This window comes from Deinococcus sp. (assembly GCF_018260405.1).
Taxonomy (GTDB): Bacteria; Deinococcota; Deinococci; order Deinococcales; family Deinococcaceae; genus Deinococcus.
In genome coordinates, this window is the sequence record NZ_JAGLBG010000031.1 from 1 (window position 1) to 21,191 (window position 21,191).

The 21,191-nt window shown below is 61.6% G+C and carries 16 protein-coding genes and 3 tRNA genes; 6 read left to right on the plus strand and 13 right to left on the minus strand.

Annotated features, from left to right (window positions below; translation table 11 throughout):
- The 3 genes from QZ269_RS05745 to QZ269_RS05755 all read right to left on the minus strand — a co-directional run.
- Nucleotides 1-730 (minus strand): M20/M25/M40 family metallo-hydrolase (locus QZ269_RS05745; protein WP_291425246.1); only part of this gene is annotated, 730 nt, incomplete at its 3' end.
- A gap of 64 nt (nucleotides 731-794) precedes the next feature.
- Nucleotides 795-986, minus strand: a complete 192-nt coding sequence (locus tag QZ269_RS05750) for a hypothetical protein (protein WP_291425248.1) — start codon at nucleotides 984-986, stop codon at nucleotides 795-797.
- 193 nt (nucleotides 987-1,179) lie between these two features.
- Nucleotides 1,180-1,935: a ribonuclease H gene (locus tag QZ269_RS05755; protein WP_291425250.1), complete on the minus strand. Its 756-nt coding sequence runs from the start codon at nucleotides 1,933-1,935 to the stop codon at nucleotides 1,180-1,182.
- A gap of 166 nt (nucleotides 1,936-2,101) precedes the next feature.
- On the opposite strand from QZ269_RS05755, the gene pyrE reads away from it, so the two are divergent.
- A complete protein-coding gene (pyrE, locus tag QZ269_RS05760) occupies nucleotides 2,102-2,686 on the plus strand; it encodes an orotate phosphoribosyltransferase (RefSeq protein WP_291425252.1) in 585 nt (194 codons plus the stop codon).
- Nucleotides 2,687-2,956: 270 nt separating this feature from the next.
- Entirely contained in the window at nucleotides 2,957-3,337 is a 381-nt protein-coding gene (gene mscL, locus QZ269_RS05765; protein ID WP_291425306.1) for a large conductance mechanosensitive channel protein MscL, read from the plus strand.
- Nucleotides 3,338-3,697: 360 nt separating this feature from the next.
- Here mscL and QZ269_RS05770 read toward each other — a convergent pair whose 3' ends face one another.
- From QZ269_RS05770 to QZ269_RS05780, 3 genes are all read right to left on the minus strand, one after another.
- Nucleotides 3,698-6,973 carry a hypothetical protein gene (locus QZ269_RS05770; RefSeq protein WP_291425254.1) on the minus strand — a complete coding sequence of 1,092 codons (3,276 nt, stop codon included), beginning with the start codon at nucleotides 6,971-6,973 and terminating at the stop codon, nucleotides 3,698-3,700.
- A gap of 88 nt (nucleotides 6,974-7,061) precedes the next feature.
- On the minus strand, nucleotides 7,062-9,800 hold the full coding sequence (locus QZ269_RS05775; protein ID WP_291425256.1) for a DUF11 domain-containing protein: 2,739 nt from the start codon (nucleotides 9,798-9,800) through the stop codon (nucleotides 7,062-7,064).
- 172 nt (nucleotides 9,801-9,972) lie between these two features.
- Entirely contained in the window at nucleotides 9,973-12,288 is a 2,316-nt protein-coding gene (locus tag QZ269_RS05780; RefSeq protein ID WP_291425257.1) for a hypothetical protein, read from the minus strand.
- 419 nt (nucleotides 12,289-12,707) lie between these two features.
- On the opposite strand from QZ269_RS05780, the gene QZ269_RS05785 reads away from it, so the two are divergent.
- Nucleotides 12,708-13,919, plus strand: coding sequence for a VWA domain-containing protein (locus QZ269_RS05785; protein WP_291425259.1), 1,212 nt, complete (start codon nucleotides 12,708-12,710; stop codon nucleotides 13,917-13,919).
- 61 nt (nucleotides 13,920-13,980) lie between these two features.
- On the plus strand, nucleotides 13,981-14,898 hold the full coding sequence (locus tag QZ269_RS05790; RefSeq protein WP_291425261.1) for a DMT family transporter: 918 nt from the start codon (nucleotides 13,981-13,983) through the stop codon (nucleotides 14,896-14,898).
- A gap of 169 nt (nucleotides 14,899-15,067) precedes the next feature.
- On the opposite strand, the gene QZ269_RS05795 is transcribed toward QZ269_RS05790, so the two are convergent.
- The 6 genes from QZ269_RS05795 to QZ269_RS05820 all read right to left on the minus strand — a co-directional run bounded on the left by QZ269_RS05795 (nucleotide 15,068) and on the right by QZ269_RS05820 (nucleotide 19,173).
- Nucleotides 15,068-16,873: a DEAD/DEAH box helicase gene (locus tag QZ269_RS05795; protein ID WP_291425263.1), complete on the minus strand. Its 1,806-nt coding sequence runs from the start codon at nucleotides 16,871-16,873 to the stop codon at nucleotides 15,068-15,070.
- 255 nt (nucleotides 16,874-17,128) lie between these two features.
- Nucleotides 17,129-17,204: transfer RNA gene (locus QZ269_RS05800), tRNA-Phe, on the minus strand.
- Nucleotides 17,205-17,221: 17 nt separating this feature from the next.
- Nucleotides 17,222-17,297: transfer RNA gene (locus QZ269_RS05805), tRNA-Asp, on the minus strand.
- Between the two features lie 292 nt (nucleotides 17,298-17,589).
- Entirely contained in the window at nucleotides 17,590-18,363 is a 774-nt protein-coding gene (locus QZ269_RS05810) for a metallophosphoesterase (protein WP_291425265.1), read from the minus strand.
- A 3-nt stretch (nucleotides 18,364-18,366) separates the two neighbouring features.
- Nucleotides 18,367-18,966 carry a single-stranded DNA-binding protein gene (locus QZ269_RS05815; protein WP_291425267.1) on the minus strand — a complete coding sequence of 200 codons (600 nt, stop codon included), beginning with the start codon at nucleotides 18,964-18,966 and terminating at the stop codon, nucleotides 18,367-18,369.
- A gap of 131 nt (nucleotides 18,967-19,097) precedes the next feature.
- Nucleotides 19,098-19,173 (minus strand) — tRNA-Trp (locus QZ269_RS05820).
- 128 nt (nucleotides 19,174-19,301) lie between these two features.
- Between QZ269_RS05820 and QZ269_RS05825 the strand changes: the two genes are divergently transcribed.
- The gene (locus tag QZ269_RS05825; protein ID WP_291425269.1) at nucleotides 19,302-19,850 is read left to right on the plus strand and encodes an SRPBCC family protein; all 549 of its coding nucleotides are present in this window, start codon (nucleotides 19,302-19,304) and stop codon (nucleotides 19,848-19,850) included.
- Nucleotides 19,851-19,862: 12 nt separating this feature from the next.
- On the plus strand, nucleotides 19,863-20,462 hold the full coding sequence (locus QZ269_RS05830) for a TMEM175 family protein (protein ID WP_291425270.1): 600 nt from the start codon (nucleotides 19,863-19,865) through the stop codon (nucleotides 20,460-20,462).
- A 44-nt stretch (nucleotides 20,463-20,506) separates the two neighbouring features.
- On the opposite strand, the gene QZ269_RS05835 is transcribed toward QZ269_RS05830, so the two are convergent.
- Nucleotides 20,507-21,067 carry a hypothetical protein gene (locus QZ269_RS05835; protein ID WP_291425272.1) on the minus strand — a complete coding sequence of 187 codons (561 nt, stop codon included), beginning with the start codon at nucleotides 21,065-21,067 and terminating at the stop codon, nucleotides 20,507-20,509.
- Nucleotides 21,068-21,191: the final 124 nt, after the last annotated feature.

Sequence of the window (21,191 nt, forward strand, 5' to 3'; positions counted from 1 at the left end):
GCACGTCGTTGTCGAAGCCGGGAATGGTCACGTTGCCCTGCTCGTCGCGCAGGCTGGCGACGGCGCGGGCCAGGCGGTACAGCGGATTGTCCATAACCGCGCCCAGGCTGCTGTGTAGGTCGCTTTGGGAAGTTTTGCAACGCAGCTCGGTGCACATGACCCCCTTCAGGCCCAGACTCAGAATCGGCTGGCCCTCGGGGCTGATGCCGCCGAACTCCCACCAGCAGCCGTCGGCCCCGAGTTCGGCGGCGTGCTCCGTAATAAAGCCCGCCAGGCTGGGGCTGCCGACTTCCTCCTCGCCCTCGATCAACCACTTGACCCTGATAGGAAGCGTTCCGCCGCTGCGTTCCTTCACGGCGCGAATGGCGGCCAGTCGGGAGGCAATTTCACCTTTGTCGTCGCTTGCGCCGCGCCCGTACAGGCGGCCTTCACGCTCGGTCAATACGAAGGGCGGCGACTCCCACAGCTCGGCAGGGTCTTCGGGCTGCACGTCGTAATGGTTATAGATCAGCAGGGTAAAAGGCCCACTTCCCGCCTCGGCCAGCAGCACAGGCGCGACCTGACCGGGAAGCTGCCGCACGCTGAAGCCCTCGGCCTTGAGCAGCCGCGCAACCGCCGAGGCCGTTTCCGGCAACATGCGCCCCTGCGCCGAAACACTTTCCAGGGCCACCAGTTCGCGCAGATCGTTCAGGCCGCGCTCGATATGAGAGGTCAGGTCAACTGAAATCATGCAGGCAGGCTAACACTGCGCTCCGGTCTTTTGCGCTCCTGTTGGCCTGCTTGCAAAACGGTGCTCAGGGCTTGCGCTTAACCCAGCTGAAGGAACGTACAGCGTCGACGGCGAACCAGACGGCGAAAATACCTGCGATAGCTGTGGCGAGCATGTTGTGAATGGAGTAGGCCCGGAATGCGATAAAGCCGCACACGACCGCCAACAGCAGACTAAGTAAAAAGACAACGTTGGGGGGAACACGGCGACCGAACATGGGCCTAGTGTACTAAGAGCCTTCTAACAAAACTATTCCAGCCCGGCTTCATTTGCACCTGATCTGGGCGGGCTCTTTTTCACGCACTGGTAAGCCAGGCCCCCTGCATTTGTGGTTGGGATCAATCGCGCCTTGCATGCAGCAAAGCAGCTGGTTTGACCTGGGGATACAGAGTTTGCGGCGATCAACTGTGCTAATCCGTTCCCAGAAAAAGGATTTCTAAACCCTGCCCGCTGGCCCGCTGCCGTGCCTCGATCAGGGTGGCGTTCACGGCGGGTCTCAGCGCCCTTTCTGGCCTGTGCCAGAGCGCCTGGGCTATGCGGCTGGCGCGGCGAATCATCAGCGATTCTCCGGGCTGCGCCAGTTGCAGGGCGGCCAGTAGCACCTGCACGCTTGGCGGAATGTCCGAGTTGGGGTCGGTGCGCACTTCCCTGGTGACGGTTTCAAGCTGCTCGCTGCTGCCGCGTCGGCGCAGGCTGATGCGGGCCTGGGCCAGTGGGGAGCGGTGGTCAATCAGCAGTTCCGTTGGGGCCGCAACCGGGTCGCGGGGCCGCTCGCCGCGCCGGGCTTCATTGGCCAGCTGGTGCGCCGTAAGCATATGCCGTCCAGTGCGGGGGGTAGATCTGGCGTTCAGGGCAATGCCGCGTTGCTGCGCTAGGTTATGCACTTCGTGTGTCAGGTGGCTCAACAGGTCAGGGCCGCGTCCGCGTGCGAGCAGCCCGATAACGGTCTGGTTGTCGGTCCAGACCGTCAGGGCCTCGTTTGCGGGAGCCGCCCGCACGGTTTCCAGTACGGCCTGTAACTCTGCGGCGTTATTGTCCGGCGTACTCAGTGGACCCTGAAGCCAGCGGGGCAGTTCACCGGGCAAGAGCAGCACCGCGCCCCAGCCGCCCAGGTCTGGCCCGGAAACCTGCTCTTGCCAGCTCGCATCTACGAAAGCGTGGTTCAACTCTGGCCTCCAGATTGGCAACGTGACTCCGGAACCTATGTTTTATGACCGTTCCGGATGGTGGCCGTTTCCATAGACTATTGTGCATCAGCCTGGTCCGGGCCGCTATGGAGGGTGTGCAAGGGTGCAAGTGCGCTCTTGACATGCCGGTGCAATACTGCGGGCTATGAGCGAGATTGATGTTCTGGACCTTTATAAGCAAGCTGGAGCCTTCCATGAGGGCCGTTTTCTACTGGCCTCGGGTCGTCAGTCGCCTTTTTTCCTGCAATCGACCACTTTGCTTCAGCATCCTAAGGCCATGATGCAGGTGGGCGGCCTGATGGCCCGCAAGGTGCTTGAAAGTGGCCTTAAACCCGACTTTGTGGTGGGTCCGGCTATGGGCGGTGTGACGCTGGCCTATGAGGTCGCACGCCAGCTGTCTGAAGAACTGCCGGATATTCGCGGTATTTTTGCCGAGAAAGATGGTATGGGCGGCATGAAGCTGCGTGAGGCGTTTGAAATTGAGCGCGGCCAGACCTTTATTGCTACCGAGGACGTTCTGACGACCGGGGGCAGTCTGCTGCGGGCCGTCAAAGCCGTCGAAACTCATGGGGCCAAATGTATTGGACTGTGCACGATCATCGACCGTCGACAGGAGACCGGACCGCTCGGCGGTTATCCGCTGATGAGTCTTAAGGAGCTGTATTTCGAGACCTACGCTACCTACGAAATCCCCGCCTGGCTGGCCGAGCGCCCGCTGCGTGAAATCTGATACGCAGTCCGTATGATCGGCAACTTTTGCCCCGCCGTATTCACTTCGTTTGAATTGGGTGGGGCCTTTTTAGAGCAGGTCGTCTACCTCACAGGTGGCAGGCCGGGCACTTGTGCTTTTCATCATGGTTCATGACCGTATATTCTGTTAAAATTTCTCCGTCAACAAGAAATTTATCTGGCTGAGCGGAGGCTCGGCAAAGCCTGTATGTCCAGACAAGCCGAACAAGATATTTGTCTTTGTCCGATGTTAAGTGCCACTATTGCTATTATGATTACTGGATTTCGAGATTTTATCCTGCGGGGTAATGTAGTTGATTTGGCAGTCGGTGTCGTTATGGGTGCAGCTTTCGGAAGTGTTGTGACCGCTTTTACCAAAGCGTTTATCGATCCTCTGATCAAGCTCGCCACTGGTGGAGCAGCTATTGGCGGTAAGTTTATGGTGAATGGGGTGGCCTTCGACTGGGGAACGTTCCTGACCACCCTGATTAACTTTCTGCTCACGGCACTGGTTATTTACCTGTTCGTGGTTCAGCCGGTCAATCACCTGATGGAGCGTATTAAGCGTACCGACAAGCCTGCCGTGGCCGAACCCAGCAACGAGGAAAAACTACTGGCCGAAATTCGCGACGCTATCAAGACCCGCGCTTAGAGCATTTTGCAAAAAGATGGTGCTCTTTTTTTACGTAATGAGGCCATCTGCCGCTGGACGGCAATGGCTTTTTTTCTGCCGTTGTCTTGCTGGGCGGCCACCCTTTTGGCGGGGTAATACGGATTGCGGAGTAAACCGGGCCGTCTTGGATTCCATCTGAGCAGGTGCGGGAACAATACGATTTTCGCGGTATAGAGTTGAAGCGCTGCGGGCAGAGGCACAGGCGGTGCCTTCTTGACCAAAACGGCTTCTTGGTCAGAACGGCACCCGTATGGGGCCTGCCCGCCTCTTGACCAAAACGGCACCCGTGAAGCGGCCTACCCGCTTCCCCACGGCGGGCGGAATTAAGCGCAGCCCGTATTACTTCCGGCGGCCCAGCGACTCGTCGAGCGTCAAATCTAGTCTGACGTAAGCCCCCTGCTTGGTGTAAGTCCCAGCCGTCGGCAGTCCGTCGAAGCCCTTGAAGTTGTATCCGGCGCTGATCCAGGTGCCGGGCATAGCCCGCAAGTTTGCTTCGACGCCGTAACCTATTGCGCTGTTGCTCACGTTGGGCTGGTCGATCATGCGGCCCCAGGCTCCAAGCCCCAGCCAGTCGGTCACGTAGGCTGTAGCTCCTACGTAGGCCTGCCAGGTAAAGCTGTCACGGTCGCTGAGCAGGGTGCGGGTATCGAAGCCGCCACGCACCGACCATCCAGGCTGGTGGTACTCGGCGCTGGCCCCGGTCGACAGTTCAGGGGTGTTGCCTGCCAGGGTTCCGTTGACGTATCGCAAGTAACCCAGGCTGTTCAGGGTGCGGGCGCGGTAGGCGTACCCGAGGCTCAGGCGTGTGCCGTTGCGCCCCGTCAGCTCTTTGACGGCTGGGGCGTATTCGTAAAGACCATCGGCGGTCAAGGTCAGGTGCTCGGTCAGGCTGCCAGTAATGCCGCCGCGCATGACCACACCGAACTGGCCTGCCTGATAGGTCAGGTCCGTGCCGACCGTTGCGCTGATCATATCGGTCTTGTAGCTTACGTCGGCCCCTGCTCCCAGCTGGCTAGTGTGTTTCGCCACGTCATACAGAGCGCTGCCGCGTAGCCCCAGCGCCATCTGACGGCTTAGGGGCAGCGAAGTGCCCACACTGAACCGGGCACGGTTGCCAGCTCCGCCCGCTGTAGGAAGTTCGTAGCCGACGGCATAATTGACATTGCCCAGTGCGCTGTCGAGCGTCAGAGCCGCCGCCTGGCCGATTCCCCAGGTGATCTTGTCGCTGAAGCCCAAGGTGACGTGCTTGGACACTCCAAACTTGGTGGCAATGTCGGTCGTGGCGTTCAGGTTTCCGGAAAGCGGCTGGGTATGGACTACATCGACAGTTGTGCGGTCAGTGTGGTAGCCCACGCTGCCGATGGCTCCCAGACCGTAGATGTCACCGAAGGCATATTTGGCTCCCAGGCCTGCCGTGAACGGGCGGAAATCGTACTGGGCGCGGGCGCTGACGCTGCCACCACGGGCGCTGTCCTGCTGCACCAGGCCGGTAATGGGGTCAGGATTGACTGCCGACGAAGGTACGTTGTGGTATTCCCCGCCGACAAAGCCCCGAATTCGGTCGGTCAGTTTGACCGCGTAATCCGCGTTGACGCTCAGGCCGTCGGACAGAGGGGCCAGGCCCGCGTACGCACTCTGCTGATAACGCAGCCTGGCGTTGAACACCTGCCGGTCGCTGGGTGTACTGGTGACGCTGGCGCTGGCCTGTAACCCGCTGGAGTAGGCCAGCAGGCCGTCGGCGTGGGTGGTGCCGTTGTCGTAGGTGGCGCGTGCTCCGTAGGTCACGACCTGGTCAAGGCTGACCGCCGCGAGGCCCGCGGTGTAATGTTCGCCTCTCTGCTTAATCTGTACGCCGTAGGCCAGGTCGCGCCTGCTCATGGGATTGTCGATGCGGTAACTGGCATAGACCACCTGCTTGTTAAGGTTCAGATCAACCGGATCCAGTGCCCGTGCCAACGTGATGATGCCGGTGCTGTTATCGACCACGTAGTCGACGTTACGGACCAGCGCGTCACGCTTGAGCTCCTTGCCGGTGGTGCGTTCGAGCGTCACCAGTTCCAGGGTTTCGCTGCCGTCGCTGACATTGCCACTTGGCAAACGCAGAATCCGGTTGCCGTAGGGTTGCAGGGGCAAATCGGTGATGTGGTCGTTGGGGACAGCGGCCACGAAGCCCGAAATCTGAGGATTGCTCTTGCTGAAGGCCGTCAGAGCCGTCAATTTCTCACCGACAGGCAAGACGTTGATCGGAACTGCTGTCTGGCGGTATTCGACCCGGAAATCGGGGTGATCATAGCTGAAAGCCACCGGATCGATGCCCTGTAACGGGACAGTTCCAGTACTGGCGTCGCCGTAGACCGGGGCACGCTTGAGCGGATCCTCGTCGGTAGGTAAGCGGTCCTTGTCGGCAGCCACGTAGACTTTGCCCCCAGCAAGTGGGCCTTCGTAGTAGCCGTGTGCCTGCCACGTCACATCGTTATGCACATTAAACTTGCTGCCCAGGCCCGCCGTGACGCTCACGACCCCGACTCCGACCCGGCCCTGGTCGGGCTTGATTTCGAAGGCGTGCTCCTCTACGTCCTTGCCAAGCACAACCCCAACCCGCAGGGTGATGGGAGCGGCCTGGGGCTGAAGCTCCAGCAGGCCTTCACCATTAAGCAGTTTGATCTGGTAACCACTCTCGGTTGCATTGGCGTCAGCCACGCGTGGTTCGAGATTGATGTGAAGGGTCACTGTAGATTGATCGGTCAGCTGACCCACAGCGTCGAGGGTGCGGACTTTCAGTTGTACAGGTGTGCTGCCGTCGGCTACGGTGGCTACCGGAATCAGTTCGATTTTGGAAGTCGCGCCGACCCGGTTGACCGTGATCTCCTGACCGTTAAAGCGCAGAATGTTATGACCGCTCTGAATGGGTACGCCCACGTAGGTCAGGCGCTGAATACCGCGTGCGCTGTCTTGGGTATTCATTCCGATCAGTTCTGGCGAAACTGGTGTGCCGTTGACCGTCAGCGCGGGAATATCGCCCTTCGGCGCTTCTACCGTCACGCTGATCCGGTCACGGATGCGGATCACGCTGTCCGCGAGGGGCAGCTTGATTGCACCGGCATTTTCGCTCAACTCGGGCATGACGCTGATTTTCTGGGAGGCAGCAAAATCGGAGGCATTCATCTTGCCCTGCAAGACTTCACTGCGATTGGCCGAGTAGTTGACTTTCAGCGCAGGCTGAGGCAACTCGCCCAGGCCCGCTGCATGACTCACGTCATACGTCAGTACGCCGCGCACCACTGGCGACTCGGTCTCACGCTCACCAGATGTGCGGTTTCTGGCCTCGCGGTTATCCGCTTTGATGTTGGTTACGTCGCTGCTGATCAGGCTCCAGTAATACGTGCCACTTGGACCGCGTTGTGGATCGGCTACAGGTCTACCGTCCAGACGGCTGCTGCCAGGAACCAGGGTAGCCCCTTCAGGCAAGTTCTGCGCCAGGGTCATCGCCTGAGTCTGGCTGGGCGCATCGAAAGGCAGGGTAATGCTGCTGAGACGAACGGTAGCGGGCGCAGTGCCGGGGGTGGCTGTGTCCTCGGGAACGGCAGTGAAACGCGCCTCCATTCCACTCTGCATAGCTGCGCCGACGTTCTGAGCATGCGCTGTCCCAGTCACGAGAACGCCGGATAAGAGGAGTAGGGTGCGTTTGGGGTTGCCGTTCACTTCAGTACCTCCAACTTATAACTGGGTCAGTTGTGGCGGCGCTAGGTTTGCCGTTCCAGTCAAAGTGGTATGTGAGGTTTGTCTCACCTGCACTGAGATTAGCGCTCAAAGTATTGCGGCCTTCTTTCAAAATGGCCCCCCCAGGCAGGGGGTCTGTAAGCTGAAAGTCGGGCAGGGCCCTGGGGGTCTTTACCTTGAGCGTGACCACATAACCGTTCTGGACGGCGTACACGGCCTTCTCGACACTGACCTCGCCCATAGTCAGGCTGGTACGCCGCACTGCTCCGGCGTCGCCTGCCAGCGGAGACAGCGGGAAGTTGACGCTGGTCAGGCCGCGCAGCATGATGGTTTGCGTACCGCTTAGCCCGCCGTCTTGGGGCAAGTTCAGCGGCGGGTAAGGCACGCTGTTGGGGTCGAGCCGCAGCGCCTGCGTGCCGTAAGTGACACTCGAGAAGTGGTAGCGGCCTGCCGCGTCTGTCAGGGTGAGACGGCCACCAGCCAGAATCACGCGGGCGTTTTCGAGCGGGGTGTCTTGTCCGGCGTCGTACAAACCATTGCGGTTACGGTCCACAAAAACGGTTCCGATGATGTCGGCAAGCGGCGCAAACTTATAGAGGTTCAATTTTACGGTTTTTCTGACTATGCCGCTGGCAATGGCCTTGGCTGCTCCACCCGCGCCAGTTCCGCTCACCTGGGCTGTATTCAACAGGTCGGTTGTCGTGCTGACCGCCGTTGTTACGCGCAGGTCGTAGCTGATGACGATAGAGCCGCCTGCCGGAATGGTGCCTGCTTTCCAGTGCAGCACACCGTTCTCGATGGTTGGATCGCCCAGGGCCGCGCCGCCCAGTTTGCTGGTGGCAGCGATATATTCCAGACCTTTGGCCGGAGTATCGGTCACAATGGCGTCCCCAATGGCGGTGGTGGCCGAGGTATTGGTGATCCTGAGCGTGTAGCTCAGGCGGTCACCGTAGGTCACCACTGGCGCTGAAACATCCTTCGTAATAAGCAGGCTGGCGTTCCAGACCGGCGTCTTGACTTCGTTGCTCTTAATGGGGTCGGTAATTTCAGTCGAGACCATATTAAAGACATTGGTCAGGTTTTCGCCGTCGATGGCCCGGCTGCTGACCCTGGTCACGAAGGTGAGGGTGCGGGTTTCTCCGGCATTTAATGTTCCCAGATTCCAGGTCAACGATTCTGCGCCAAGAGTGCCGGACCCGACGCCAGCACCAGAAGCGCTGCCCGGGACGTAGTCGACGTGAGAGGGCACGGGGTCCGTGATAACCACACCGCTTAGCGTGCGCTGATAAGGGTTATGCACACTCAGGCTGTAGGTAATGGTGTTGCCGACAGCGACGCTGTCTCCGTTGGCGAGCGTCACGGGCTGGCCGTCTACAGTGGTACCAGTGGCGACATATGACTTCTTGAGTTCGGGCAGTCCGTTCTGAACGTCGCTGATCAGGTCGGTCGTGGCATTGGAAGTGCCGCGTGAACCGGTCACGGTGATCAGGCCCGCTAATGCTCCTGTGCGGTTAGGCGTGTAGCAGATTCGAACCACCGAAGTTTCGCCGGGATTGAGCAAAAGGGGGAGCGTCAATGGCTGACCACTGGCGTTTTCGATAACGCTGGTCGCGCCGCCCTGGGGATAGGTCACCGTGATCTGAAAGGTGTCTTTGACATCCCCTGTGTTCTGCAACGTATGGTCATAGCAAACCTGCTGTCCGGTGACAGCGAAAGCCCGAGTCTGGCTATCGGCTGGCGTGCCTTCCGGAGCGAGCGGCTTTCCGACTGGGCCAATAGCGACGCCTGGGTTGTAATGGACATCGACGGTCGCGCTGCCGCTGGATGAGGCTCCACCTGTCAGGGCTGTGGCGACATTCAGAATTTTCTTGCCGTCGGCGGGGTCGCTGGCGTGCATGCGGAAGTTGAGGTTCAGCGCCGCTCCTGCTGCGAGTTCGGACGCCCTCACCCGGATTCCCACGACGCTGGCAGATGGGGAGGTAGTCCAGGTGGTCCCGTCAGTGGTGTACTCGATGGTTCCTGCCGAAGTGGTGGCGCTGCCGCCCACAAAAGTCAGTCCCTGAGCAGTCTCATCGCTGAGCATATCGGTCAGAATCACTTCGCGGCTGGCATAGCTGCTGCTGTTGGTGGTCGTGACATGCACCGTGGTATCGGTGCCAGGCTTTATGACTGCTGGGTCAAAACTTTTCTGAACATTCAGACTTGGAGGGGGGTTGACCGCGATCCGGGCGCTGGCGGCGCCGCCACAGGAAGCCACCAGGCTAAGAAGGCCCGTCCCCTGCGACCCCTGCGCCGTATCAACTACAGCAATGAGCTTGGCCGTACCGTCGCTGGGCAAATTGACCTGGCTTAATGGCTGCTCGCCCGGATCTACCTGACCGTTACCGTTGGCATCTACGTAGAGCGACAGCTGCGCGGCGGGACTGAGGCCGCCGACGCTTCCTGACACCGCAATACTGCTCGTTTCGTTCCCGGCGTTGGTCAGCGTGTACCGGAAAGTGGCCCGCTCGCCCGCCAGAACAGTCGCGTCGGTGCTGCCGTTCGGTGTAATGCTCACGGCGCACACGGCCTGAACAGTGGTAATCACAGTATTGCTCATTGCGCTGGTGGGTTCACCGGGACGAAGCGGACTAAAAGTCGCCAGGGCCTGATTGGTGATCTGGGTTCCAGCTGGTGTGCTGGCTGCCAGGCCGGTACTGCTGGCCGTCAGTAGACCAGTCATAATGCAAAGTTGCTTGAGGGAAGTTCGGGCCATGACGGTTCTCCTTGCGGGCCATGAATACACTTCATGGAAGGTGGGGGCGCACTCAAATGTGCGAAAAATTAAAATGGAGTCTTTGTTTGAAAAAAGGCGCACCTCACCCATAAGTAAGAGGTGCACCGAAAGAGGGGGTTTACTTGATGGTGACGCTGAAGTCAGCGGTCAAGGTGGTGCCAGCAGGCAGGGCGTCGGGCAGGCTATTGCTGTCGGTGTCGGGGGCGACGCAGATGACCGTGCCAGCGGCCAGGCCAGCGGCGGGGGCGGTGGCCGTCCAGTTGCTGCCACCATCAACGCTGTAGATGGTCTTGCTGGGCGCGGGGCTCAGGGCTACGCTGCTGAACAGGGTGTTGGCAGGCACGGTATCGCACAGGGCGAAGTTGGCCACAGGGGTGTTGTAGCCGTTCTTCCCGATGATCTTGTAGCTCAGGGTGTCGCCAGGCTTGGCCCCGTTGGCCCCGGTGGCGGTGTAGCCAGTGGGGTTATCAATGCCGTTGACCGGGTTGCTACCCGCAGCCACGCCCGCCTTGGCGACGAATTTGGCAACAGCGATGCTACCCGCAGGGGCTACGCGGATAATGTCGTTGGTGTCGGTCATGTTGATGGTGCTGTAGTTGCCGACAGCGGTTTGGCTCACGGTGTAGTCGCCAGCCGGGGCCGCCGTAGGCACGTCGATCACAGCGTAAACCTTGATTTCTGCGCCGAGAGCCACGACAGGGGTAATGAACTTGTTGTAGTCGGGGCTGTTCGAGTCGCTGCTGACGCGGGGCAGCAGGGCGCCGTTGGCGTCGTAGTACAGGACAGGCACGGCGACGCCCCCGATCGTAACGCTGCCGCTTAGCGTGAAACTGTCGTTGTACTGACCGTTGTTGACCACGTCCATGGGGAACACGGCGGTGCGGTCGGTCTGGTCGGGGCTGTTGTAGCCAGCAGTGGCCGTGGGGCTGGCGGTGGTGCCGGGGTTGACCGTCTGCACCGGGGCAGGGATGTTGACTGCGCCCTGGGCCGGGGTGGTGTCACCGAACTGCGCGGCGGGCGGCATGATGGTGTTGGTGGTGGTGCTGTTGGAAACCAGGTCGGCGTCCTTGAGCGAGTCGGCGCCGATCTTCACGGTCACGGGCTGGATAGGGTCGCTGTCGTTGGTGTCGGGGTAGGTGACTTCGGTGCGGTACACGGCAGTGCTGCCGTTGGGCACCGTCACGGTGGGGTAGAAGGCCGTGGTGGGGTTATTGGGGTCGGTCGAAACCGGGATCACTGCGCCCGTGAGCGGATCGAGGAAGCGCACGGTCACGCCGGTGGTGCTGTTGGTGAAGGTGCCCGTGGCGGTGTCAAAGGTGTAGGCAGGGTCAGGCGTGCCGTCGGCCAGTGCGGGGAACAGTTGCACCTTGTCGGTGGCTCCGCCGGTGTTGGTCAGGGTGTTGGTGAACACCACCGTATCGGGGGTGGTGTTGTTGTTATCGGCTTTGGGGTAAGCGGTTTGCACGTCGCCTGCCACATTGGGCACGATGGGTGTGCCGCCGGGGGTGGGGTCGCTGGCGGGCGCACCGGGGGTGACATAACCGGGGGTGGGTACCACAGGGGTGTTGTCGCCAGTGGTGCCGGAGGCGAGCGTGGGAACATCAACACTAGTCACCGGGGGAATCTTGGTGGGATCGGTGATGGGGTTGCCAGCCGAGTCAACAGGGTTGGTGGGGGTGGTGGGGGTGTTGGGGTTGTTGTCGAGCGCGGGGGCGTAAACGGTGACCCTGGTGAACTGGAGGTCGGTGTCGACCGCCTTGCTGTCCTCGTAAGCGGTGGTGCCGGTGGCGTAACCGTTTCCTGGGGTGACCAGGGGGTCAGTGCCAGCAGTACCCGTCACGCTGCCTTCGGGCGAAGCACCGAAGACGCTGGTGGGGGTGATCTTGGTGGGGTCGGTGGGCAGGGTGATGACCTGCACGATCTTGACCAGACCTTCGTCGGTGCCGGTGGTGGCGGGGTTGTCTGCGGCCAAGGTTACGGTGCCGCCAGCGGTGATTTCTGCGCCCAGGTTATTCGTCTTGGTGGAGTCGTAGTAGTAGTACTGCACGGTTGCGCCCACAGCGCTTCCGGTGGTATCGGCATTCAGCACCACGTCCAGGGCTACGTTACCGGTGTTGACCACGGAGTACCCGGTGTAGATGCTCTGACCAGGAACCGCGCCAGTGGTCACGACGGTGGTGTTGGCAAGCGTGTTGCCGTCGGCGGTGCCATCGGTGTAAGCAATGTCAAAGCTGGGCTTGGGCAGCACGGTGGTGTTTACGGTGTTGGAGGTGGCGGTCAGCGGGGCGGTGCTTGCGGGGTTAGCGGGGTCGGTGAAGCTGGCCGAGGCGGTGTTGCTGATGGTGGTGCCAGCCGTGGTCTGGGTCGTGGCTGCCGAGGCGGCACCTACGGCGAGGGCGGTCATAAGGGCGATTACTTTATGGTTAATTTTCATTCTCGTTCTCCTTGTCTTTCCTGGGCATCTACCAGTCGCGGCTTTGGGCGAGGTATTGAGTAGTTCAAGCGACTAAGAGAAGAATAGACCGCTGTCTCTGACAGCTTGCTTACGCAGACGTGCCCCAAATGTAGGGTGTAAACGCTGGCTGGGGCGCAATTTTCGGTATCTCTGGCGACTCGAAAACGCCGTCCCAGAGCCTTTGGAAGCATTTCCAGGTGTGTGAAATTTTACACTCATATGCCCATTTGGGCTCAGTGTGGGCCTTGTTGGTTCCTCCCCCCCGAATGGGGGTGCTTGCTTGCCAACACGTTGAGCATTCTGATGGGCCAGTCAGCTTGAAAGCTGCATGGCATGAGCAGTCAGCGTTACAAACGCCGTTTGCCTAAGGCCTCATGCTGTAGCTCACCGGAGGGCATATGGCACGCATCACGCGGTACAGCAAATTTGAAGGCGAACTTGACCAGCTCGATTCGGGCGAACTGATGCAAATGATTCAAGAAGCCTTGCTGGGTCAGGGCATGAACGACCCCTACGACCCCGACCCCGATGCCCGGCCCAGTATGGACGACCTGTTCGACGCCATTCTGGAAGCCCTGGCCGAGCGCGGCATGATTCCAGAAGAGCAGCTGATGGAAGCCATGCAGGCCGACGACGTGCGCGAAACCGCGCTGGGCCAGCAGATTCAGCGCCTGATGGACAAGTTGCAGCAAGACGGCTTTATTCGCAAGGAATTTGATGAAGACGGCGAGGGCGGCGGTCACGGCAATCCCGGCGACGCCACCTTTCAACTGACCGATAAAAGCATTGACTTTCTGGGCTACAAGAGCCTGCGCGACCTGATGGGGGGCCTGGGCCGCAGCAGCGCCGGAGCGCACGACACCCGCGAGTACGCTTCGGGTACCGAGATGAGCGGGGAACTCAAGAATTACGAGTTCGGCGACACGCTCAATCTGGATACCACAGCCACCCTCAGCAACGTGATTCATAAGGGCTTCGATCAGCTGGAGGAATCCGACCTGGTCATCCGGCAGGCCGAGTACAACTCCTCGGCGGCGACGGTGGTGCTGCTCGACTGCTCTCACTCCATGATTTTGTACGGTGAGGACCGCTTTACCCCCGCCAAGCAGGTCGCGCTGGCCCTGGCTCACCTGATTCGCACGCAGTACCCCGGCGACACGGTCAAGTTCGTGCTGTTTCACGACAGCGCCGAGGAAGTGCCCCTTGGCAAGCTGGCGCAGGCGCAGATCGGGCCGTACCACACCAACACGGCGGGCGGGCTGCGGCTGGCGCAACAGCTTCTGAAGCGCGAAAACAAAGACATGAAACAGATCGTGATGATCACCGACGGCAAACCCAGCGCCCTCACCTTGCCCGACGGACGGATTTACAAAAACGCCTACGGCCTAGACCCTTATGTGCTGGGCGCAACCCTGCGCGAGGTCGCCAATTGCCGCCGCAGCGGGATTCAGGTCAATACCTTTATGCTGGCCCGCGACCCCGATCTGGTGGGCTTCGTGCGCCGCGTGTCGGAGATGACGCGCGGTAAGGCGTACTTCACGACGCCGCAGAACATCGGTCAGTACGTCTTGCAAGACTTTATGACCAACAAGACTAAACTGGTCAACTGAATTTATAGCTGACTACGGCCCCGGTGCGACGTTTCGCCCTGGGCCGTTAAACTTGCAGTCGATGAATTCCCACCTGCGCGGCCTTGCGCTGCTTGTACTGGTCACGGCCATCTGGGGCAGCACCTTCGCGGTGGTTAAGACCCTGGGCCAGTTGCTTGAACCGTCCGTGCTGATCGCCTGGCGTTTTCTGATCGGGGCGCTGGCGCTGGTGCCTCTTGTGCTCTGGCCGCGCCCGACCGCTGCCGAGGCCACGCCTCAGCGTGCGCTGGGCAGTCCAGCGCTGTGGCGCGACGGCTTTATCATCAGCCTGTGGCTCATCGCCGGGTACGGCACCCAGACCGTGGCCCTGCAAACCACCGGAGCGAACCGGGCCGCCTTTTTTACGGCCCTAAGCGTGGTGCTGGTGCCAGTCTGGTTAGTGGTGGCGCAGCGCCGCAACATGCCGCTGGCACTCTGGCTGGCGTTGCCGCTGGCGGTTACGGGGCTGGCCCTGCTGTCCTGGGAGGGCGGCAAGCTGGTCGTCGGGGATTTCTGGGCGCTGGCCTGCGCTTTTACCTACGCCGGGTTCATCGTAGCGCTGGAGCGGCAGGCCCACCGACATCCGCCGTTGGCGTTCACGCTGGCGCAGGTGAGTTGTGTGGCGGCGCTGGCGTGGCTTTGGGCCTTATTCGCTGCGCCGCAGCACCTGCTTGCGCCGTCAGCTGCGTGGGGGCCACTGCTGTACCTTGGCCTTCTGGCGACCGCTGTGACCACGCTGCTGCAAACGCTGGGGCAGCGTCACGTCAGCGCCGCCGAGGCCAGCCTGATCTACGCACTGGAACCAGTAACGGCCACTCTTTTCAGCTACGTCCTGATTCATGAGCAGGTGGGTGTACGCGGGCTACTGGGCGGCCTGCTGGTAGTGATCGCCACTATTTTCAGCACACGCGGTAATGGAGCGGCGCATCCCGAAACGCCTGCGCCCGCCGCTGAAGACTGAGGCTAAAGACTGAAACGGACTGCCGTCTGTTCGGTTGACCACCCACAAGGGCACCGGGTTGCCCACCCCACGTCCGGGAAACCCGTTTGTCTGCTGCCCTGGCCCTGCGCTGCAGCTCTACAGGGCCGTAAGAGATGGGCACAAGGCAACTTCTTTATTTACCCGGTCTTCAGCGGCGGCCTGTGCGGCGTGGCCCGTTGCCTTCGGCGCGGCTGCCGGAGCCGGACGACGAACGGCCTCCTGTTCCCTGCTGGCTGCGGCCCTGTCCGTACCCGTCCTGAGCGCGTCCTGCGCGCTGTCCCGAGCGGCCCCCACTGTCTACGCCATTGCCGGAGCCTACGCCCTGCTTTTCCTGAATGTCCTTGTCGATGCTGTGTTCCTGGGGGGTGCGCGGGGGGTGCAACTGCTCGGGTAGGCCGCGCCTCACGGTGGCCCAGCGCCCGCGCTGCTCGGGAATCAGCAGCACCAGATTGCGTCCGCCGCGCCCGGCGCGGGCAGTCCGGCCCGAACGGTGGACATGATCTTCGGAGGTGGTCGCCACGTCCGCGTGAATAACCAGCCGCACTTCGGGCAAGTCGATGCCGCGCCCGGCGATGTCGGTGGCGACCAGCACCCGCGCTTTGCCTTCACGCAGCAGGGCCATGACAGCTTCGCGCTTGCGCTGGTCCATGTTGCCTTGCAGGGCCACGACCTGTTCACCGGGCAGCATCTGTCCCAGGTCGGTGGCGCGTTTTTTCGCCAGCGCCTTGGTGCGGCAGAAGACCACCACGCAGCCGCCGGGTTCCGCTAGCACCTGCCGGATTTCGGCGGCGGCGTGCGCCAGCAGCTCAGGGCGGGTGGTATCGGCAGCCACGTGTTCCGCGCGGCCTTCACCGGCAGCGGCCACTTCGCCGGGGGCCAGCGGGGCCAGCGCGGCGGGCGGCTCGATGTCGATACGGACCGGGTTACGCAGCACGCGGGCCGCGACGCTGCGGACCTCGTTGGGAAAAGTCGCTGAGGCCAGCGCCACCTGAATGTCGGTCTTGCGGGTGGCGGCCTGCGACCGGGCCTGCCCGACGATCCACTCGACATCTTTCAGGAAGCCCAGTGACAGCAGCTCGTCGGCCTCGTCCAGCACCACGTACTTGACGTTGGTTAGCGAAAGCTCGCGCTTGTCGATCAGGTCCTTGAGGCGTCCTGGCGTGCCGCTGACCACGCCTTTAGCCGTCGCCTCCCGCTTGGTTTCGCGGGGCGAGATACCGCCCGTGATGCGCCCGGCGGGCATCCCCAACCCTAGCGCCACGTCACGGATCTGCACGGCCAGTTCGCGGGTAGGGGAGACGATCAGGACTTCCGGGTTCATACCGCCCGGGGTCTGCATGCCGATGCCACGGGCCACCGCCGGAATCAGGAACGCCAGGGTCTTGCCGCTGCCGGTGCGGGCCGTAACGACCACGTCGCGCCCGGCCAACAGCTGGGGAATAGCCTGCTCCTGTACGGGCGTCGGCTGGCGCTCGCCCAGCAGTCTGGGCCACTCGGCTGGCCCGGCGATCTGGACAGCGCTGGCCTGCGCGGGGGCCGAACTGGGCGCAGGCGCGGACGTTTCGGTGCGGCCTGCACCGCCGCGTGACCCGGAGCGTCCCCGCTGCTGTTCCTGGCGCCCGGTGCGTGGCTGTGCAGCACCACTGTGTGCAGAACCACTTTGTACAGAACCACTCTGGGAACGCTCTCCCTGCGAGCGGCCCTGACTGGCAGCGCGGTCTGTGCGGCCACCGCCCTGCTGGTCTCTCGGCTGGCCCCGCCCCGCACCCGCGTTAGCGTTGCCGACCGGCTCAGAATTCCAGTTGCCGTCGTCGCCAAAAGCCATCCGGGCGGGCGGTGTGCTGGGGCGGGCTGGGCCACGGCCACGCGCCGGGCCGCTTTGTGAAGTGCGCTGATCCTGCTGACCTGGGCGCTGACGGCCCTGGTCACGGCTTGGTTTTTTGTTGTCTGTCATGTATCCTCCGCCCCGGCTGGGCCTCGACCGCTCAGGGGAATGTGTCTGGCCCCGGCCGCTGGTGTTCGCGGGAGATCGTAGGCCTGTTCCCACGGCGGCAAGACCAGAGTGGCTATGTGCTGGCCCCTGAATTGGAAATGAGCCTGGGGCGGTACTCACTGCCTATGATGCCTGTTAGAAAGGAAAAGAGCGATGTGTACGGTTGATGTGCGGTGAGAAAAAAGAAAAAACCCCGCACTGGGCGAGGTTCTGACTTGGTGGCCAGGGCCGGATTTGAACCGGCGACCCAACGATTTTCAATCGTTTGCTCTACCAGCTGAGCTACCTAGCCGTACTCCTTGCGGAGCTTGGCGGTCCGGACGGGATTTGAACCCGCGACCTTCTGCGTGACAGGCAGATATGCTAACCGCTACACTACCGGACCATGTGGTAAAAACTGCGGCTGCCCTAAAAGCAGCGGGGTTAAGGATAACGGCGCATATGCTGCTTGTCAACTTTAGAGCAGTTGGCATGAGCAGCTGCCGGGTGTAACACTCGGGGTAAAGGGGCGTCATGCGGCCCTCTCTACCCGGCAGCTCCTTAGAGCAGTGCTCCGAATGATGGGCACGTCGGAACAACGCCGCCGCCCCCTTCATTCTACGTCCTGCTCTTTCTTGTTCACTCGTTCCACTCGGCAAAAAGAGGGTCAAAAGAGCACCACCTTTTTGCAAAATGCTCTAGAAAGGGACAGCGTTGATGCTGCGGAGGTTGGGCTGGCCTGCCTCGTCGTACATGATTTCGAGGTATTCACGGCTGTGTAGGGCGTCGATCATGGCAAAGCGGGGGGTCTGATTGTCGTCGCGGTGAATCAGAATGCCGCCGTCGAGCTGCGTGTGGCCGTAGACGCCAAAGTCCAGACCCGCCATATCGACATATTCGGGGGTGTCGCGGAACCAATGCTTCGAGCTGCGGTCGCTGTAGAACAGGTCGTCGTAAAACTGGTGTGCGGGCAGCGGCGACACGTGGGCAAACTGCAAGGCCTCGATGCGGACCTCACGGGGGAAGCGGCTCATCCAGCTGTGCAGGCGCTGAGGTAGGTGGACTCCGCCCCGTTCAGGGTCGAACTCTACATGCCGCACCCCGCCCGACGTGCCGAGCAGGTGCGCCGGATCGAGCACGTTGGCGTCGTGGTTGCCCAGAATAATATGAACGGCGTGTGGCGCGGCGTCCTGATATTGCCTGAGCAGGTCCAGCGCCGTGATCTGCTCACGGGCGGCGCTCAGCAGGTGCTCCTGATCGTGTGAGTCGAAAGGCCGCAGGCCGGTCAGCCGGTTATAGGCCTCCTGACTTTTTGGGTGCACCAGATCCCCAATCAGAATGACCTGATACAGCCCGGCCAGCACAGGGGGCGTGGGTCGAAAGTCGGCGGTCATGCAGCTTGCACTCCGCAGCGCTTCCCACAGCAGCGGAAAGTCGGCGTGTACGTCTCCGATGGCAATGAACTTATGCACGCCTCAGCCCTTGAGAATGGCTGACAGCTCTTTGTAGATGGCGCGGCTTTCTTCCACGGTCTCGCCGTAACCGCGCATCAGGATGCGGGCCGCCTCCTTGTTCTTGCCGACCACCTTGAGCTGCTCGATGAGGTCTTCGATATGCTGCCGGGCCTTTTCCATCTGGGGATCGCGCGGCGGCTCGGGGGAGAGCTGGGCTGGCCGAGCTGCCGATTCGGGCCGGGGGTCGCTTTCCAGATCAGCGGTATTGGGGCCGTCTTCGGGGTCATACTCGACCCAGTGGCCTTCTGTGGCCGGGGCGACCCCGTACAGCCGCGCCGCCTCGCCCAGGGCCGCCAGCTTGGCATCGGCAAGGGACGGGGCGGTAGCGAGGCCCTCACGAACCGTTCCCAACACGCTGAGTCTGGCCCGAACCACGCAGGGAGAGACACTGTCGCAGCCCCAGGTCAGACTCCAGTTCGGGTCCACGCGTTCGAGATGCACCGCCAGTTCGTCGAGGTCGGGAGCGGAGCGGACATGCGCCTGATCGCCCCGGATTTCGAGGATCGCCCACGCCGTCATGCTGGCGCGAAGGGCCTCGCGCGCACGGTCAAGATCAGCCATAGGCGCTATTCTAGCCGCTTTGGCGCGGCACTGGGCCGATTACTGAGCCGACTGCTGGGCTGATTACTGGGCCGACTGCTGGGCCGATGGAGCACCGCAATAAAAATCCCCGCGCGAGGCGGGGAAAGATTTGGCGGGCCCTGAAGGACTTGAACCTACGACCTACGGTTTTGGAGACCGCCGCTCTACCAACTGAGCTAAGAACCCGTGTAGTGCTACCTGTTACTGCTCAGGCCCGAACAGAGTAGCAGAGGAGGCCGGGGGGTGCAAGATGGGCGGCTACGCGGGGACGCGTCTGCTCCGAGCGGCTGGGCCTCCCGCGCTAGACTGCCTTAATGTCCGAAACCATACAGATCAAACAGACCCTGCCGATCAGGGCGCGTCCCGACGTGCTCTACCGGCTGGCGCTCGAACCGGGCCGCCGCGTCAAGTGGGACAGGAATTATGTCAGCGCCGCCTACGAGGGCGAGGGCCGCTTGACGAATAATGCGCTGGTTAACTTCAAACTGGCGCGTAATCTGCTGGGTCTCAAGTTTCAGGCGAAGTACGGGCAGCTTCAGGCCCCCCTGCGCGGCGGCTGGGAAAGCGTCGCACCGTTTGGCCCCATCGAAAAGATGACTCAGGGCTGGAGTTTCAAGGCCATGCCCGGCGGCACCGAGGTCACGCTGACCCTTAATGCCCGCCTGCGCTACAAGTGGGCCAGGCCACAGCTGGAGCGCATTCTGAACAATATGGTGGTGAGCACCCTGCTCGGTCTGCAAAAGCAGGTCGATGTCGCTGGCGCTCAATTGATGGAAGACGTGGGCCGTGAAGTCGCCGAGAAACAGCGCGCTGAGGAAAAGGCCGCCAAAGCTGCTGCCAGAGCCAGCAAGCGCAAAAAATGACCGGGGTTACTGATGAATAAAGCGCGGATGGAAGCCTTCTCGGATGGGGTTCTGGCAATCATCATCACCATCATGGTGCTGGAATTGCCCCGCCCAGAAGGTCATGACTGGTCAACGCTGTACAGACTGTGGCCCACACTGCTGAGCTACGCCCTCAGCTTTATTTATGTCGGCATATATTGGAATAACCACCATCACCTGATGCACACGGTTAGGCGGATCGGTGGGCAGCTCCTCTGGGCTAACTTGCATCTGCTGTTCTGGCTTTCACTGTTTCCGTATGTCACCGGCTGGGCGGGTGAGTCTCACTTTGCACCGGTTCCCATGACCTGCTACGGCATCGTGGCGCTGATGTGCGCCCTGTCATGGCTGCTGCTGACGCGGGCGATCATCGCTGCTGGCCCGCAAAATAGTCTGCTGGCTCAGGCCATGGGCCGGGGCCTCAAGGAAACGCTGTCGCTGGTCGGCTACCTTGTTGCCATCGTGGCCCCATTTTTCGGGCATATCGGCGTGGTGGTGGCGGGTCTGGCCCTGATGGCGGTGGCTCTGGGCTGGCTGATTCCAGACCGGCGAATCGAGCGTGTGTTACAGGCCACAGAGACCGAAGAGTAAAAACCCCCGCCATCTGGCAGGGGCCTAAAAACTTGGCTTAAAGGTTAAGCGCGGGCGATGGTGTCGGCGCTGACAAACTGACCGTTGTGACGGGCCACCGCAGCGTTGAGCACGTCAGTAGCCACGTTGTCATCGACGGCGACGGCGCGGCCACCGTTACCGACGGTGGTGTTGAGGTGATCGTAGTAGTGGTCATCAACGGTGGTGGCCGCGTAGCCGCTGCCAGTTTCATCGACACCAGCCGCGCCGCCTGCTGCGCCTACCGCGGCGCCCACGCCCGAACCCAGGGCGGTCATGCCCAGGATCACGGGCAAGGCCAGGCCACCGGTGGCAACGACTGCCCCAGCGCCAATGATACCGGCGGCAGCACCCACCAGGGCACCTACGCCCGTGCCTTTGACCGCACCAGCACCAGCGTCTTCAGGCGTGCCGCCGCCTTCGACCACGGCAGTCGTAGCAGTCGTAGTCGTGGCATCGGTGGCGACAGGAGCCGTGCGGCGGTTGAGGGTCGTGGTGCCCACCGTGGGAGCCACGACACCCTGGCTCTGGAGGTCAGCAATGAAGGCGTCAGCGTCGGCAACTGTAGGGAACAGAATATGTTTCATGCTGTTATGTTGGCTGCTGGTGCGTCGGGCAACATGAGAATTTCGGAAAGACAGCTTAAACGGACATTATGCTGCACGTTACCTTTACTTGATGTGTTCTGGATTTAGTGGTGGGGGGCTAGCA